Raw genomic sequence first — 16,044 nt, forward strand, 5'->3', positions numbered from 1 at the left:
TCCTTGCGGTCGAGCGCGTAGGCGATGTTGGCGGTGAGGAAGCCGAGCTTGGAGCCGGTGTCGTAGGTGCGGCCTTCGTAGTGCATGCCGAAGAAGTCCTGCTCGGCCATCAGCTTGATCATCGCGTCGGTGAGCTGGATCTCGCCGCCCGCGCCCTTCTCGCCATGCTCGAGGATGCCGAAGATCTCCGGCTGGAGGATGTAGCGGCCCGAGATGATGAAGTTCGAAGGCGCGGTGCCCTGCTTCGGCTTCTCGACCATGCCGGTGACCTCGAAGGTCTGGCCGAAGGTCTCGCCGACGCTGACGATGCCGTACTGATGCGTCTCCTCCGGCGCGACCTCCTCGACGGCGACGACGTTGCCGCCGTGGCGCTCGTAGGCAGCGAGCATCTGGCCCATGCAGCCGCGGCTAAGCATGTCCGGCAGCAGCACGGCGAAGGGCTCGTCGCCGACGATCTCGCGGGCGCACCACACCGCGTGGCCGAGGCCGAGCGGCGCCTGCTGACGGGTGAAGCTGGTCTGGCCGGCGGCCGGCAGGTCGCGCTTCAGCTCCTCGTAGGCCGCGGACTTGCCGCGCTCCTGCAGCATCCGGTCGAGCTCGAACGCGATGTCGAAATGGTCCTCGATCACCGCCTTGCCGCGGCCGGTGACGAAGATGAAGTGCTCGATGCCGGCTTCCCGCGCCTCGTCGACCACGTGCTGGACGACCGGCCGGTCGACCACCGTCAGCATCTCTTTCGGGACGGCCTTGGTGGCCGGCAGGAAGCGGGTGCCGAGGCCCGCGACGGGGAGGACGGCCTTTCGGATCGGTTTCATCGAGCAAAAACCCAAACGTGGGAGTTGGACGGGCCGGGCGTTCCGGGCAACACTAGCACGGCAAGCGGACGGCTTCGCGCCGTTGCGCGGCACGATTGAGCATTATCGGTTAAAAGCAAGCTTCCGCTTGCTGGTTGGCGCGGTTTCTTTCAGGGGCAACGATGGCGGTTCTGGTCACGGGTGGTGCCGGTTATATCGGCAGTCACATGGTTCTCGCCCTGCAGGATGCCGGGCGGGAGGAGACGGTCGTCCTCGACGACCTCTCCACCGGGTTCGACTGGGCCCTGCCGCCGGAGGTGAAGCTCGTGCGCGGCGACGTCGGCGACCCCGGCCTCGTCACCGAGACGATTCTGCAGAACCGCGTCGACGCGATCGCCCATTTCGCCGCCCGCATCGTCGTGCCGGACTCGGTCGCCGACCCGCTGCACTACTATCTCGCCAACACGGTGAAGACGCGCGCGCTGATCGAGACCGCGGTGCGCACCGGCGTGAAGCACATCATCTTCTCCTCGACCGCCGCGGTCTACGGCGAGCCGGAGACCGTGCCGGTGCCGGAGGACCTCGCGACCAACCCGATCAATCCCTACGGCCGCTCGAAGCTGATGAGCGAGTGGATGATCCGCGACGCGGCGGCCGCGCACGGCTTCAGCTACGTCATCCTGCGCTACTTCAACGTCGCCGGTGCCGACCCGCGCGGGCGCACCGGGCAGTCCACGCCGAACGCCACCCACCTGATCAAGGTCGCGACGCAGGCGGCCCTCGGCCAGCGCCCGCATCTCGAGGTGTTCGGCACCGACTACCCGACGCCGGACGGATCGTGCCTGCGCGACTACATTCAGGTCTCCGACCTCGCCGAGGCGCACCGGGTCGCCCTCGACCACCTGCGCGCCGGCGGCGAGAGCCTGACGCTGAATTGCGGCTACGGCACCGGCTATTCGGTGCTTGAGGTGATCGACACGGTGAAGCGCGTCTCCGGTCGCGACTTCCCGGTGCGCCTCTCGCCCCGCCGCCCCGGCGATCCGGCGCGGATCGTCGCCGAGGCGTCGCGGATCCGCGAGCAGCTCGGCTGGCGCCCGAAGCACGACGACCTCGACGCGATCGTGCGCCAGGCGCTCGACTGGGAAGACGCCCTGCCCAAGCGCAACCGGCACTGAGGCCGTGCGCCCGATCCGCGCCGCGCTCCTGGCCCTCTGCCTCTCCGCCGCTCCGGGCGGCTCCCTCGCCGAGCCTGCCGCCGTCGGGCAAGCCGGTCGGGCGGACACGTTTGCCGGCTTCGTCGCGGCTCTCCGCGCGGATGCGCTCGCGAAGGGCATCGCGCCGGCGACCTTCGATGCGGCGTTCCGCGGCGTCGTGCCCGACCCCGCGGTGCTCGCCCGCATCAAGGGCCAGAGCGAGTTCGGGCGGCCGGTGTGGGACTATCTCGTCGGGGCGGTCTCGCCGGCGCGGATCGCCCGCGGCCGGGCCCGTGGAGCGGCGCTCGGGCCGACCCTCCCGGCGATCGAGGCGCGCTACGGCGTTCCGGCCTCGGTGCTCCTCGCGATCTGGGGCATCGAGTCGGATTTCGGCGCGAGCGGCGGTTCGGTGCCGACGATCCGCGCGCTGGCGACGCTCGCCGCCGCCCGGCACCGCGGCACGCTGTTTCACGACGAGCTGCTCGCCGCCCTCGCGATCCAGCAGCGCGGCGACGTCGCGCCGGACCGGATGCTGGGCAGCTGGGCCGGCGCGATGGGACAGGTGCAGTTCCTGCCCTCGACGTTCCTGGCGCACGCGGTCGACTTCGACGGGGACGGCCGCAGCGACATCTGGGCGAGCGACGCCGATTCCCTCGCCTCGATCGCCGCCTACCTCAAGGACCTCGGCTGGAATCCCGCGATCGCGTGGGGCTACGCCGTCCGCCTGCCCGAGGGCTTCGACCTGACGCGCTACGCCGCTGACCTGCCTGAATTCTCGCGCCGCGGCGTCAGCCGGATCGATGGTGGCCCGTTGCCGGACAAGGGCGGAGCGTCCGTGTTCCTGCCCGGCGGCGCCGGCGGGCCGGCCTTCCTGATCACCGACAACTTCGAGGTGATCCGCGGCTACAACACCTCGGATTCCTACGCGCTGGCGGTCGGCCATCTCGCCGACCGCCTGGCCGGCGGGCCGCCCCTCGTCGCACCCTGGCCGAGCGCGGCGTCCCGCCTCGACAAGGCCGGCCTTCAGGCCTTGCAGACGGGCCTCGCCGCGCAGGGCCTCTATGCCGGCGAGGCCGACGGCCGCGCCGGGCCGAAGCTGCGCGAGGCGATCCGGCGCTACCAGATCCGCGAAGGCCTGACCGCCGACGGCTACGCCACGCCCGCCCTGCGCGACCGTCTCGCGGGCCGGATCGACGCCAGGCCGCGCTGAGGCCGACCCGTCGAGGCCCGGACCTCGCGCCGCACGGCGGCGGCGTTCCGCCGGGCCTCAGGGATTCCGGTCTATGCGATCCGGCATGACAGCCGTCCCTAAACGTCCGTCGCGCCGTTCTGGACACAGGAGGAGGCTCCGATGATCGGGCGTTTTATGAGGGGCACCCGCGTGTTGCATCGTCGCCCGCGCTTCGCGCGAGCCGGCATCCACCTCGCCTGAAGGCGCTCTCAAGACACGTCCGATCCGAGCGGGCATGACGTCGAACCGTCCGGCGATGCCGGCCGCCAAGGGCGCGGCATCATCGATCGCCGGCCCCGACGGCGCGTCGGCTCGAGATCCACACGATCAGGCGCCACGCCGATCCCTGGTCAAGATCACCCCCGTCATGCCGTCGAGGGTCCCGATGAAATCGATGCCGGCGCCTTCCAGGGCTCGACGCATCGCCAAGCGGGTTCGCGACTGCACCGTCCCGACCTCCTCCTCCAGGCGCCGGATGCTCGAGACCGAGACGCCGGCGGCCCGAGCCAGATCCACGACGGACCAGCGCAGCATCGCGCGGGCTCCGCGCACGAGCGTCCCGGTGATCTCAGGCGACGAGAATCGACCGCTGGGCGGCATCTTCTGCATGATCCCGATCCACTCGCGCACCGAACCATCGGCATCGTGGAGGGGTATGGTGTGGTTGCTGTACCAATGGACCGTGCCGTCCGCGCAGAGAACGCGGTGATCCGCCTCGTAAGGCGTGCCGTGCTCCATCGCCGTTCGCCATGCCGTCTCGATCCGTGCCCGATCCTCCGGGTGGATCGCGGCGAGCCAACCGTCGCCCTGCATCTCCGGGCCCGTCTGCCCGATCAGGACCTGCCATGTCGGGCTTGGCCGCGCCTTCCCGTCCGGAGCCGTCGTCCAGACCACGGCCGCGATGGCATGAACGAGGCCGCGATAGCGTGCGGTGCTCTGCTCGGCGAGCAGACGCGCCTCGTGCGGGCCGGTCACGTCGAAGGCGATGCCCTCGGCACGCATCGGCCGATGGGCGTCGTCGAGAACGATCTGGGCCTTGACCGAAACCCAGCGCACGGTGTGGTCGGGACGCACAAGCCGGACCGTGCGGTCGATCGCCCGGCCGCTGTAGAGCATGTCGAACAGCTCGCCGAGGGCTTCGCGATCGTCCGGGTGGAGAAGTCGGTCGAGCAGGCCGAGGAGGCTCTCGTCCGAAGGCAGGCCGGTGATGTGGGCGAGACCCAGCGAGCCGCTCATTTCGCCGGTCCGCAGGTTGAGGGACCAGACGCCGACCTGGCCGGTCGCCTCGAGAAGGTTGAGCAACTGGTAGGAGGATGCATGGCGTCGGGCGGGCATCGCCCGACTTGGCCAGACGCTCCGTCGGAACGCAACGTCGAGCCGGGGCGAAAGAGTGCAGATCGCTCTTTTATTCATCGCTCGAAGTCGAACCGAGCGGTTTGCGCTCTCGGACGGTGTCGTTCGCAAGCCGGAAACGCGCATTGTGAGACGTGTGGTCAATCATGCATCCATGAAACTCTCCTATCTTCCGAGACGTCCGTGATGGTCGTCGCGATGTCGCGTCGTAGGTCTGTCGTCCGGATTGTTGATGTTCTCAAGAATTCGGGGGATTTGTCATCATGCGTTGGACGATCGGAAAGAAACTTGGTGCTTCGGGCGTGATCGGAGTCCTGCTCGCCACGGCCCTCGTCATGAACCAGTGGATCAGCGCCCAGCATATCATCGACGCCAACGCCGCGGCCGGACGCGAGCAGATCATCCTTGCAGGCATCCAGCAGACCCGCCTCTCGCACGCGGAGCTTCAAGCGGCGGTCGGCGACATCCGCACCGCGGAAACCGCCGAGCAGGTCGCCCGCGTCGCCGAGCGCATCCGCGCCGGCAAGGCTACCGGCGCAGCGGCGCTCGACGAGCCGATCCGGATCGCGCTGATCCCGGGCGTTCTTCAGGACCTTCGGACGAATCTCGTCACCTATGCCGACCTCGCGGCATCGCTGGCCGACGTCAACCGCTTCGAGAATGGCGCGCGGTCCGTCGACGGGAACAGGCTGTCGCGGATCGTCGCCGAGCAGCAGCGCGTGAACACGCTGTTGAACGAGGCGGGAACGGAATCGGTCGCCAATGCCCAGCGCTTCGCGGACGAGGCGCGGCGGAACACGGTCGCGACCGCCGAGTCCGCCAACCGGATCGGGCTCGCCATCGGCGGCACCGTCATCCTCGTCCTGATCGGCTCGGCCGTGTTCTCGGCCCTCATGATCGGCCGCCCGATCCGCCAGCTCGCCGCCTGCGTGAGCGCCATCGCGCGGGGCGACACGGCGACCGAGGTGCCCGCGACCCGGCGCGGCGACGAGCTGGGGGCGATGGCCGTCTCGGTGCAGGTGTTCAAGGAGAACTTGATCCGCACGGAGGCCTTGGAGGAGGAGATGTCCCAGGGGCGGCTGGCGGCGGAGCGGCAGCGCCAAGCCGGGATGCGGCAGATGGCCGACGCCTTTGAAGCGGCCGTCGGCGGCATCGTCGGGCAGGTCTCGTCGGCGGCCACCGAGTTGCAGGCGACGGCCCAGCAGATGACCGCGACCGCCGGCGACACGGCAGCGCAGTCGGGCACCGTGGCAGCGGCGGCCACGCAGGCGGCGGACAACGTGAGCACGGTAGCCATCGCTGCCGAGCAACTCGGATCCTCGGTGCAGGAGATCGGACGGCAGATGTCCAGCTCGTCCGAGCTGGCGCGAGCCGCCGTGGTGGACGCCGATCAGACGGCGCGGCTTGTGCAGGAGCTCAGCCACACCGCCGAGCAGATCGGGGCCATGGTCGGGATGATCTCCAACATCGCCTCGCAGACCAACCTGCTCGCTCTGAACGCCACGATCGAGGCCGCGCGTGCCGGTGAGGCTGGCCGCGGCTTCGCGGTCGTCGCGACGGAGGTGAAGGAGTTGGCCGGCCAGACGGCCAAGGCCACCGAGGAGATCAGCCAGCGCATCGGGCACGTGCAACACGTGACCGATCAGGCCGTGAGCGCGATCGGCGGCATCACGACCCGGATCCGCGAGATCAACGCGGTGGCCGCAACGATCGCGGCGGCCGTCGAGGAGCAGGGAGCGGCGACCCAGGAGATCGTGCGCAACGTTGCGCAGGCCTCGGCCGGTGCGAGCGAGGTCACGGCCCACATCGCGGGCGTGGCGCGCGCGTCGGAGGACACGGGCGCTGCCGCGACCCAGGTCCTGGCGTCGAGTTCCGAGCTGTCGCGCCAATCCGAACGCCTCGGCGCAGAGGTCGCGCACTTCCTGGCCACCGTCCGCGCCGCCTGAAACCCCGTCGACGCGTTCGTCGGCCCGTTTCCCTCATCCTCGCGGTGCCGCTTCGGCGGCTGCGAAGGATGAGGGGGACGAACGATCGTCGGAAGACCGACGCTTTCAGGGTCGAATGGCCGCCCGTCATCCGTCGCAGGACCGCCGTCGCGCCATGCCTGGCACTGGAGACCGCCGGCGCTCGGGAGGTTTTGCGGGAGGCTCTTAGACGCGGCGCGGCCGCTCCGCTATGGTCGCCTGCGGGTCGAGACCCGCGGCACCGGAGGGCGCATGAGACGCGACGCGACAAACCGAGCCGACGCGGCAGCCGCCAAGGCGCGCCGCCTCGTTCTGGCGCTCGGGGCCGGCCTCGCGCTTCCGCTCGTCCTCCTGCCGCCGTCGCCGGCCGAGGCGCAGTGGGGCGACAGCTACGACCAGCCGCGCCGACGCGGCCGCGACGCCTATTACCGCGAGGACGACGGCTATGCCCGCGCGCCGCGCCGCGCCGCGCCGGAGCCCGAGCAGCGCCAATTCTACTGGCCGTGGGAAGACCGGCCGAGCCCGCCGGAGCCGCGGCAGGCGGCCCCGACCTATCGCCCGCCGCGCGTGCGGCCGCCCGCCAGCGCGGAGACCGGCCGCCAGCTTCGGCGTCCGCAGACCCGGCCGGCGCCCACCGTCGCGGTGCCGGCGCCGGCCGTGAAGAAGACCGAGGCGAAGGTCCAGATCGCGGTGTTCGGCGATTCGCTGGCCGACCATCTCAGCCGCGGGCTGGACGACCTGTTTGAGGACACCGCCGACGTCGCGGTGATCGATCGCGCCAAGGCCGACAGCGGCCTCGTGCGCAGGGACGTCGTCGATTGGCCGAAGGCCGCCGAGGACTACCTGAAGGCGAACCCGAAGGTCGGCTATGCCGTGGTCATGCTCGGTGCCAACGATCGCCAGCCGATGCGCGACGGGGACCAGACCCTCGATCCGCTCTCCGACCGCTGGCGCGAGGTCTACCGCACCCGCGTGGACGCCCTGGTGAAGGTCTTCACCGACCGGAAGATTCCGCTCGTCTGGGTCGGCGCCCCGCCGATGCGCAGCGAGAGCCTGACGCGCGACCTCGGCAGCCTCAACGAGATCGTCCGGGATGCCGTGACCAAGGCGGGGGGCACCTACGTCGATGTCGGGCCGGGCTTCTCCGACGACCGCAACCACTACACCGCCACGGGACCGGACCTCGACGGGCAGAGCGCCAAGCTCCGCACCGCCGACGGCGTGCACTTCACCCATGCCGGCGCCCGCAAGCTCGCGCATTTCGCCGACGTGGAGCTGAAGCGCCTGATGGGTGCGACGGCGCCCACCGCGCCCGAGCAGCCGGCCGCCGCCGTCTCGGCCCTGCCCGCGACGCCGCTCGACGGGGCACCGGCGACGACCCTCGACGACGTCACCGCGATCGACAGGCAGATCACGGCGATGCTGCCGAGCCTGCCCGAGCCGCCCGGCGTCCCGGCCCTCCCCGTCAAGCCGGCGGCGGGGCCGGTCGTCCCGCTCGGCCGGATCGAGCTGTCGCCCGGCGGCGTCCTGGTCAGCGGTCGACCGCGCGACGGCGACGCCACCGGCACGGTCGAGCGCGCGCTCCAGCGCGGGGCGGCACCGCTGCCGCAGCCCGGCCGCGCCGACGATTTCCGCTGGCCGCCGGGCTGAACGCCCGGCGAAAACCTCAGCGCGGGAGGATCGAGGCACCCATCAGCGTCTCGTCGATCGAGCGGGCGGCCTGACGGCCCTCGCGGATCGCCCAGACGACGAGGGACTGGCCGCGCCGCATGTCGCCGGCCGCCCAGATCTTCGGGTCGGAGGTGCGGTAATCCTCCTCGTTGGCGGTGACGTTGCCGCGCTTGTCAACCGTGATGCCGGACTGCTCGAGCAGACCCTTCTGGATCGAGCCGGCGAAGCCGATCGCCATGAAGACCAGGTCGGCCGGCAGCACGAACTCGCTGCCCTCGATCGGCTGGCGCTTGGCGTCGACGCGCGCGCAGACGACGCCGGTGAGCCGGCCCTTCTTGTTGCCTTCGAGCCGGAGCGTCGCCGCCTGGAACTCGCGCTCGGCGCCCTCGGCCTGGCTCGACGAGGTCCGCATCTTGGTCGGCCAGTACGGCCAGACCGAGAGCTTGTCCTCGCGCTCGGGGGGCCGCGGCCGGATGTCGAGCTGCGTCACCGACAGGGCGCCCTGCCGGAAGGCGGTTCCTACGCAATCGGACGCGGTGTCGCCGCCGCCGATCACCACCACGTTCTTGCCCGATGCCAGGATCGGCGCCTCGCCGTTGCCGCGCATCGGCTCGGCGCCGACGCGGCGGTTCGACTGGATCAGGTAGGGCATCGCGTAGTGCACGCCCTCCATCTCCTGCCCCGGCAGCTGCGGGTTGCGCGGGTCCTCGGCGCCGCCGGAGAACAGCACCGCGTCGAACTCCGCGGTCAGCTCCTCGACCGGCTTCGTCACGCCGACGTTCTGGTTGTAGTGGAAGACCACGCCCTCGGCTTCCATCTGCTTCACGCGTCGGTCGATGTGGCGCTTCTCCATCTTGAAGTCGGGAATGCCGTAGCGGAGCAGGCCGCCGGCCTTCGGCTCGCGCTCGTAGACGTGCACCGCGTGCCCGACCCGGGCGAGCTGCTGCGCCGCCGCGAGGCCGGCCGGGCCCGACCCGATCACCGCGACCTTCTTGCCGGTGCGGATCGACGACGGCTCGGGCTTGACCCAGCCCATGTTCCAGGCGCGGTCGGCGATGGCCTGCTCGATCGTCTTGATCGCGACCGGCTGGTTCTCGAGGTTCAGCGTGCAGGCTTCCTCGCACGGCGCCGGGCAGATGCGGCCGGTGAATTCCGGGAAGTTGTTGGTGGAGTGCAGGTTGCGGGCGGCTTCTTCCCAATCCGACTGGAACACGAGGTCGTTCCAGTCCGGGATCTGGTTGTGCACCGGGCAGCCGGTCGGCCCGTGGCAGAACGGAATGCCGCAATCCATGCAGCGGGCGGCCTGCTTCTTCAGGTCGTGCTCGTCGAGCGGCAGGGTGAACTCGCGGAAGTGCCGCACGCGGTCGGCCGCTAGCTGGTACTTCTGGTCCTGCCGGTCGAATTCGAGGAAGCCGGTGATCTTGCCCATCGGGATGCTCAGCGTCGGTAGCGAAAAATCGGTGGTGCCGCGATCGGGTCAGCGACCGGCGGCGGTGGCGATAGCGTCGGGTTCGATCCGGAACGCGACCTTGCATCGGTCGAGCCAATCCCGGATCGCGGGCCTCGCGGCCAGATCGAATCCACCCTCGTCGGCCCACTGGGTGTAGGCGAACAGGGCGACGTCGGCGATGGTCGCGTCGTCGCCCACGAACCAGCCCGTTCCGGCGAGATGCCGCTCCATCAGGTCGAGCGCCGCCTCGCCGCGCGCGACCCTGGCGGGATCGCGGGCCTCGCGCGGCACGCCGCGGAACTTCATCTCCGCCCGGCAGACCGCGACCGCCGGCTCGTGGCTGTACTGCTCCCAGAACAGCCACTGGTCGACCGTCGCCGCCGCGAAGGCATCGTACGGCAGCAACGCGCTGCCGCGGGCGAGGTAGCGGATGATCGCGTTTGACTGCGCGAGCCGACGCCCGTCCGCGAACGCCACGCCCGGGATCTGGCCTGCCGGAAACAGGCCGAGGTAGGCGGGCGTCCGGCTCTCGCCCTTCAGCGCGTCGACCGGCACCCATTCGTAGGCGAGGCCGAGCCGATCGGCGACGATCTTGATCTTCAGGCAATTGCCCGAGGTGAGATCGCCGTAGATCCGCATGGCGGCAGGTGGGATCGTCGCAAGCGTCGCCGTCATGTCGTCCCCCCTCGCAATGTCCGCCATCGCTCGCGTGTTTCGTCCGGGCCGTCCGTCGGCCGGCTCAGAGCCGGTCGGAATGCTCGCGCAACCATTCCTTGAGCGCGGTCTCGATCCGTATCTGCCAGCCTGGCCCTCCGGCTCTGAACCGCTCGACGAGATCGGTGGGAAGCACCAACCGTTCAGTCTCGCCGGGACGGTGCCCGCGCTCGATAAGGCGGCCGCCGACGAAACGATCGGCCTTCTCGAACCAAGCCTCGTCCAGTTCCGGCGCGTCGTCCGGGTCCCAGCCGATCTCGTCGGGGTTCAGCGGTCGGTCAGCCGCGTTCGCGATAGCGCGCTTGCTCTCGGTCATTGGCCTTCCTCATGCTGATGATCCGGCGAGTATGATCCCGTTCGGTCCAAACGACGACCACCATCCGTCCGTCGAGCATTCCCACCGTGATCGATCGCGCTTCGCGGTAGTCCATTCGCTCGTCCCGGAAGGTCGTCACCGCGGCGGCGAAGACTTCAGGGGTGCGTGCGAAATCGAGGCCCCTCTTGCGCAACGTCACCAGACGCTTCGCGGGATCGAACGTGATCTCCATCGACCGGCTTGAGGCCGGCGCGCGCCTACTCGGCCGCCACCGGCATCCGTGCCATCTCCATCTCGCGCAACGCCCGGCGGTACTCCACCGGCATCACCTTGACGAACTTGGTGCGGTAGCCCGCCCAGTCGTCGAGGATCGCCTTGGCACGCGGGCTGCCCGTGTATTTCAGGTGATTGGTGATGAGCTGCGACAGGCGCTCCTCGTCGTGGCCGGACATGTCGGCGAGGATGTCGACGCGGCCCTTGGTCTCCAGGTCGCCGTCCTGGTGGAAGCGGCGCATCAGGTCGTCCTCCTCCTCGACCGGCTCGAGATCGACCATCGAGAGGTTGCAGCGCGCCGAGAACGAGCCGTCCTCGTCGAGCACGTAGGCGATGCCGCCGGACATGCCGGCGGCGAAGTTCCGCCCGGTCTCGCCGATCGACACGACCACGCCGCCGGTCATGTACTCGCAGCCATGGTCGCCCATGCCCTCGACGACGGTGATCGCACCGGAGTTGCGCACGGCGAAGCGCTCGCCGGCCGAGCCGCGGACGTAGCACTCGCCGGCGATGGCGCCGTAGAGCACGGTGTTGCCGACCATGATGGTCCTGTCGGCGGGCGCCTTCAGCGCGTCGCTCGGCCGGATGATCAGCTTGCCGCCCGACAGGCCCTTGCCGACGTAGTCGTTGCCGTGGCCGGTGAGCTCGATCGTCACGCCGGCCGCGACCCAGGCGCCGAAGCTCTGGCCGGCCGTGCCGGAGAGCTTCACCACGATGGTGTCGTCGGGCAGGCCCTCGTGACCGTGCGCCTTGGCGACGGCGCCCGAGAGCATCGCGCCCGCGGTGCGGTCGGAATTGCGGATCACGTCGTGGAGCACCACCGGCTCGCCGGTGTCGATCGCGTTCTGCGCGCGGGCGATCAGGCGCCGGTCGAGGACGTGGTCGATCGGGTGCTTCTGCGTCTCGACCCAGCGGATGGCGACCTCCGGCCCGACGTCGGGACGGTGGAACAGCTTCGAGAAGTCGAGCCCGCGCGCCTTCCAGTGCTGGATCGCCTCGACCTTGTCGAGGAAGTCGGAACGCCCGACGAGGTCCTCGAGCTTGGTGAAGCCCATCGTCGCGATCAGCTCGCGCAGCTCCTCGGCGACGTAGAAGAAGTAGTTCACCACGTGCTCGGGGGTGCCCTTGAAGCGCTTGCGCAGCACCGGGTCCTGGGTCGCGACGCCGACCGGGCAGGTGTTGAGGTGGCACTTGCGCATCATGATGCAGCCGGCCGCGATCAGCGGCGCGGTCGAGAAGCCGAACTGGTCGGCGCCGAGCAGGGCCGCGATCAGCACGTCGCGGCCGGTGCGGATGCCGCCGTCGGCCTGCAGCGCGACGCGGCCGCGCAGGTGGTTCATCACCAGCGTCTGCTGCGTCTCGGCGAGGCCGGTCTCCCACGGGCCGCCGGCATGCTTGAGCGAGGTCAGCGGCGCCGCGCCGGTGCCGCCGTCGAAGCCCGAGATGGTGATGTGGTCGGCCCGCGCCTTGGCGACGCCGGTCGCGACCGTGCCGACACCGACCTCGGAGACGAGCTTGACCGAGACGTCGGCCGCCGGGTTCACGTTCTTCAGGTCGAAGATCAGCTGCGCCAGATCCTCGATCGAGTAGATGTCGTGGTGCGGCGGCGGCGAGATCAGGCCGACGCCGGGCGTGGCATAGCGGACCTTGGCGATCTTGGCGTCGACCTTGTGGCCGGGCAGCTGTCCGCCCTCGCCGGGCTTGGCGCCCTGCGCGACCTTGATCTGCATCATGTCGGCGTTGACGAGGTACTCGGTCGTGACGCCGAAGCGGCCGGACGCGACCTGCTTGATCGACGAGCGGCGCGAGCGACCGTCCGGCAGCGGCTTGAAGCGCTCGACCTCCTCGCCGCCCTCGCCCGAGTTCGAGCGACCGCCGAAGGAGTTCAGGGCGATCGCCAGGGTCTCGTGCGCCTCCTTCGAGATCGAGCCGTAGGACATCGCGCCGGTGGCGAAGCGCTTGACGATGTCGGCGGCCGGCTCGACGCTCTCCACGGGCACCGGCTCGCGCCCGATCTCGCCGGCGAGCTTGATCCGGAACAGGCCGCGCAGGGTCTTGAGCTGCTGCTCCTGGTCGTTCACCAGCTTGGCGTATTCGCGGTAGCGCTCGGGCACGCCGAGGCGCACCGCATGCTGCAGCGTCGCAACGGTGTCCGGGGTCCAGGTATGGGCCTCGCCGCGGAGCCGGTAGGCGTACTCGCCGCCGACATCGAGGGCGTTGCGATAGATCGGCGCGTCGCCGAACGCGTCGGCGTGGCGGCGCACGGTCTCCTCGGCGATCTCGGCCATGCCGACGCCCTCGACCATCGTCGCGGTGCCGAAGAAGTCGCGCGCGACGAAGGCCGAGTTCAGCCCGATCGCGTCGAAGATCTGCGCGCCGCAATAGGACTGGTAGGTCGAGATGCCCATCTTCGACATGACCTTCAGCAGGCCCTTATCGATCGACTTGATGTAGCGGTAGATGATCTCCTCGTCGACGAGGTCCGGCGGGAACTCGTGCTTCATCGCCACCAGCGTCTCGAAGGCGAGATACGGGTTGATCGCCTCGGCGCCGTAGCCGGCCAGGCACGCGAAGTGATGGATCTCGCGCGGCTCGCCCGATTCGACCACGAGCCCGACCGAGGTGCGCAGCCCCTTGCGGATCAGGTAGTTGTGCACGGCCGCCGTGGCCAGCAGCGCCGGGATCGGGATGCGGTCGGGGCCGACCGCGCGGTCGGACAGGACGATGATGTTGTAGCCGCCGCGCACCGCGACTTCCGCGCGGTCGCAGAGCCGGTCGAGCGCGCCGTTCATCGCCGCCGCGCCGGTCTCGGCCGGGTAGGTGATGTCCAGCGTCTTGGTGTCGAAGCGGTCCTCGAAATGGCCGATCGAGCGGATCTTCTCGAGATCCGTGTTGGTCAGGATCGGCTGGCGGACTTCCAGGCGCTTGCGGCGCGAGGCACCTTCCATGTCGAGCAGGTTCGGGCGCGGGCCGATGAACGAGACGAGGCTCATCACGGCCTCCTCGCGGATCGGGTCGATCGGCGGGTTGGTGACCTGCGCGAAGTTCTGCTTGAAGTAGGTGTAGAGTGACTTCGACTTGTCGGACAGAGCGGAGAGCGGCGTGTCGGTGCCCATCGAGCCGACCGCCTCCTGGCCGGTCACGGCCATCGGCGCCATAAGCAGCTTGAGGTCTTCCTGGCTGTAGCCGAAGGCCTGCTGCCGATCGAGCAGCGACACGTCGGTGCGGCTCTCGCGGGCGGTGACCGGCTTGAGGTCCTCGAGCACGATCTGGGTGTTCTTCACCCACTCCGCGTAGGGGTGCGCGGCGGCGAGCTCGCCCTTGATCTCCTCGTCGTCGACGATGCGGCCCTTCTCGAGGTCGATCAGCAGCATCCGGCCCGGCTGCAGGCGCCAGGACTGGACGATCTTCTCGTCCGGGATCGGCAGAACGCCCATCTCCGAGGCGAGCACGACGAGGCCGTCGTCGGTGACGACGTAGCGGGCGGGGCGGAGGCCGTTGCGGTCGAGGGTCGCGCCGATCTGCCGGCCGTCGGTGAAGGCGACGGCGGCGGGCCCGTCCCACGGCTCCATCAGCGCGGCATGGTACTCGTAGAACGAGCGCCGATCTTCGCCCATCAAAGGGTTGCCGGCCCAGGCCTCGGGGATGAGCATCATCATCGCGTGGGCCAGCGGGTAGCCGCCCATCACGAGGAACTCGAGCGCGTTGTCGAAGCACGCGGTGTCGGACTGGCCCTCGTAGGAGATCGGCCAGATCTTCGAGATGTCGTTGCCGAACAGCTCCGAATCGACGCTCGCCTGGCGGGCCGACATCCAGTTCACGTTGCCGCGCAGCGTGTTGATCTCGCCGTTATGCGCCACCATCCGGTAGGGGTGCGACAGGCGCCAGGTCGGGAAGGTGTTGGTGGCGAAGCGCTGGTGCACCAGCGCGATTGCCGAGACGAAGCGCTGATCCTTCAGGTCGAGGAAGTAGTTCCCGAGCTGGTTCACCAGGACCATGCCCTTGTAGACGATGGTCCGGCTCGACACGGAGACGGGGTAGAACTCCATCACCCGCGGGTCCTTCAGGCCGTAGACGCGGCCGGAGATCACCTTGCGGGCGACGTAGATGCGCCGCTCGAACGCGTCGCCGTCGGTCGCCGAGGCCGGGCGCCCGATGAAGAGCTGGCGGTGATGCGGCTCGGTCGCCTTCACGGCGATGCCGAGGTCCTCGGGGTCGACCGGCACGTCGCGCCAGCCGAGCAGGGGCAGCCCTTCCGACGCGAGCGCTTCCTCGACGATGGCCTCGATGATCGCGCGCGGCTCGTCGGCCTTCGGCATGAACAGCTGCGCGATGGCGTAGTCGCCGGCCGGGGGCAGCTCGAAGCCGAGGCGCGAGCATTCCTCGGCGAAGAAGGCGTGCGGGATCTGCGTGAGGATGCCGCAGCCGTCGCCCATCTTCGGGTCGGCTCCGACCGCGCCGCGATGGTCGAGGTTCTCCAGGATCTTCAGGCCCTGTTCGACGATGGCGTGGGTGCGCCGGTCGTGCATGTCGGCGACGAAGCCGACGCCGCAGCCGTCCCGCTCGTTGCGGGGATCGTAGGCGCCCTGCGCCACCGGCATCGCCGGATCGCGCACCACCAGCGGCGCGACGCCGTCGCGGGCCGCCGGCGCCGTGTCGGCGTTGAGGTTCCCGCTCACGGCCATGTCCGCATTCCCGAAAGCCGCCATGCCCACCATCCCCGAAAGATCGACCAGACCCGTTCGAACGCCCATGCCCGACAGGCGAGCATGTTTCATGCCCGGCGCTCAAGCGAGGCCGGGCCACTCATCTTGTCTCGTCGGGTCTCGGGAGGGTCCTCGGTGGAGGAAGCGCCCGCTACCCGCGGGCTCGCACCGGCCCGATGTCAGCCGGCGTGGGCCCGGATCGCCTCTGCGGCGACCGGCTCGCGATCTCGTTTCGACGTCACGATGGTCACGTCCCGAAACCCTCTGCCCAGGCCTGAACGGCCCCACCGCGCGGCATCGTTCGCACGCGCGCACCGGAAATGGGACAGTCATACTGTCCTAACGCTGCAAACTGGCAGATTTCAAAAATTCCAGCAAG

At 69.8% G+C, this 16,044-nt stretch carries 11 protein-coding genes; 4 read left to right on the forward strand and 7 right to left on the reverse strand.

Annotated features, from left to right (window positions below; all coding sequences use genetic code 11):
• A partial coding sequence (locus MKK70_RS03035; RefSeq protein ID WP_243945762.1) for a UTP--glucose-1-phosphate uridylyltransferase occupies positions 1 to 815 on the reverse strand: 815 nt, incomplete at its 3' end.
• Between the two features lie 161 nt (positions 816 to 976).
• On the opposite strand from MKK70_RS03035, the gene galE reads away from it, so the two are divergent.
• Together galE and MKK70_RS03045 are read left to right on the forward strand one after the other, a co-directional pair.
• A complete protein-coding gene (gene galE / locus MKK70_RS03040; protein WP_243935341.1) occupies positions 977 to 1,969 on the forward strand; it encodes a UDP-glucose 4-epimerase GalE in 993 nt (330 codons plus the stop codon).
• Positions 1,970 to 1,973: 4 nt separating this feature from the next.
• A complete protein-coding gene (locus tag MKK70_RS03045) occupies positions 1,974 to 3,197 on the forward strand; it encodes a lytic murein transglycosylase (protein ID WP_243945764.1) in 1,224 nt (407 codons plus the stop codon).
• A 348-nt stretch (positions 3,198 to 3,545) separates the two neighbouring features.
• Here MKK70_RS03045 and MKK70_RS03050 read toward each other — a convergent pair whose 3' ends face one another.
• Positions 3,546 to 4,553, reverse strand: coding sequence for a PAS domain-containing protein (locus tag MKK70_RS03050; protein ID WP_243945766.1), 1,008 nt, complete (start codon positions 4,551 to 4,553; stop codon positions 3,546 to 3,548).
• Positions 4,554 to 4,834: 281 nt separating this feature from the next.
• On the opposite strand from MKK70_RS03050, the gene MKK70_RS03055 reads away from it, so the two are divergent.
• Positions 4,835 to 6,517 (forward strand): methyl-accepting chemotaxis protein, encoded by a 1,683-nt coding sequence (locus MKK70_RS03055; protein ID WP_243945769.1) that lies wholly within the window; start codon positions 4,835 to 4,837, stop codon positions 6,515 to 6,517.
• 270 nt (positions 6,518 to 6,787) lie between these two features.
• The gene (locus tag MKK70_RS03060; protein ID WP_243945771.1) at positions 6,788 to 8,185 is read left to right on the forward strand and encodes a DUF459 domain-containing protein; all 1,398 of its coding nucleotides are present in this window, start codon (positions 6,788 to 6,790) and stop codon (positions 8,183 to 8,185) included.
• Between the two features lie 16 nt (positions 8,186 to 8,201).
• Here the strand turns inward: MKK70_RS03060 and MKK70_RS03065 are convergent, their stop codons facing one another.
• The 5 genes from MKK70_RS03065 to gltB all read right to left on the reverse strand — a co-directional run bounded on the left by MKK70_RS03065 (position 8,202) and on the right by gltB (position 15,644).
• Positions 8,202 to 9,635 carry a glutamate synthase subunit beta gene (locus MKK70_RS03065; RefSeq protein ID WP_147725179.1) on the reverse strand — a complete coding sequence of 478 codons (1,434 nt, stop codon included), beginning with the start codon at positions 9,633 to 9,635 and terminating at the stop codon, positions 8,202 to 8,204.
• Between the two features lie 48 nt (positions 9,636 to 9,683).
• A complete protein-coding gene (locus MKK70_RS03070; RefSeq protein ID WP_243945813.1) occupies positions 9,684 to 10,295 on the reverse strand; it encodes a glutathione S-transferase family protein in 612 nt (203 codons plus the stop codon).
• A gap of 100 nt (positions 10,296 to 10,395) precedes the next feature.
• Entirely contained in the window at positions 10,396 to 10,686 is a 291-nt protein-coding gene (locus MKK70_RS03075) for a BrnA antitoxin family protein (RefSeq protein ID WP_147725183.1), read from the reverse strand.
• Positions 10,649 to 10,918, reverse strand: coding sequence for a BrnT family toxin (locus tag MKK70_RS03080; RefSeq protein WP_243945773.1), 270 nt, complete (start codon positions 10,916 to 10,918; stop codon positions 10,649 to 10,651). Before MKK70_RS03080 ends, MKK70_RS03075 begins: the two co-directional genes overlap by 38 nt.
• A 25-nt stretch (positions 10,919 to 10,943) precedes the next feature.
• Entirely contained in the window at positions 10,944 to 15,644 is a 4,701-nt protein-coding gene (gene gltB / locus MKK70_RS03085; RefSeq protein WP_243945776.1) for a glutamate synthase large subunit, read from the reverse strand.
• Positions 15,645 to 16,044: the final 400 nt, after the last annotated feature.

The sequence above is a fragment of the Methylobacterium sp. E-041 genome (genome assembly GCF_022829665.1).
Lineage (GTDB): Bacteria > Pseudomonadota > Alphaproteobacteria > Rhizobiales > Beijerinckiaceae > Methylobacterium.

What these genes read in the sequence shown, in the direction of transcription:
- MKK70_RS03050 (WP_243945766.1), bottom strand. Translation starts at nt 4,553, where the DNA reads ATGCCCGCCCGACGCCATGCATCCTCCTACCAGTTGCTCAACCTTCTC.
- MKK70_RS03075 (WP_147725183.1), bottom strand. Translation starts at nt 10,686, where the DNA reads ATGACCGAGAGCAAGCGCGCTATCGCGAACGCGGCTGACCGACCGCTG.
- galE (WP_243935341.1), top strand. Translation starts at nt 977, where the DNA reads ATGGCGGTTCTGGTCACGGGTGGTGCCGGTTATATCGGCAGTCACATG.
- MKK70_RS03065 (WP_147725179.1), bottom strand. Translation starts at nt 9,635, where the DNA reads ATGGGCAAGATCACCGGCTTCCTCGAATTCGACCGGCAGGACCAGAAG.
- gltB (WP_243945776.1), bottom strand. Translation starts at nt 15,644, where the DNA reads ATGGCCGTGAGCGGGAACCTCAACGCCGACACGGCGCCGGCGGCCCGC.
- MKK70_RS03070 (WP_243945813.1), bottom strand. Translation starts at nt 10,295, where the DNA reads ATGCGGATCTACGGCGATCTCACCTCGGGCAATTGCCTGAAGATCAAG.
- MKK70_RS03080 (WP_243945773.1), bottom strand. Translation starts at nt 10,918, where the DNA reads ATGGAGATCACGTTCGATCCCGCGAAGCGTCTGGTGACGTTGCGCAAG.
- MKK70_RS03055 (WP_243945769.1), top strand. Translation starts at nt 4,835, where the DNA reads ATGCGTTGGACGATCGGAAAGAAACTTGGTGCTTCGGGCGTGATCGGA.
- MKK70_RS03060 (WP_243945771.1), top strand. Translation starts at nt 6,788, where the DNA reads ATGAGACGCGACGCGACAAACCGAGCCGACGCGGCAGCCGCCAAGGCG.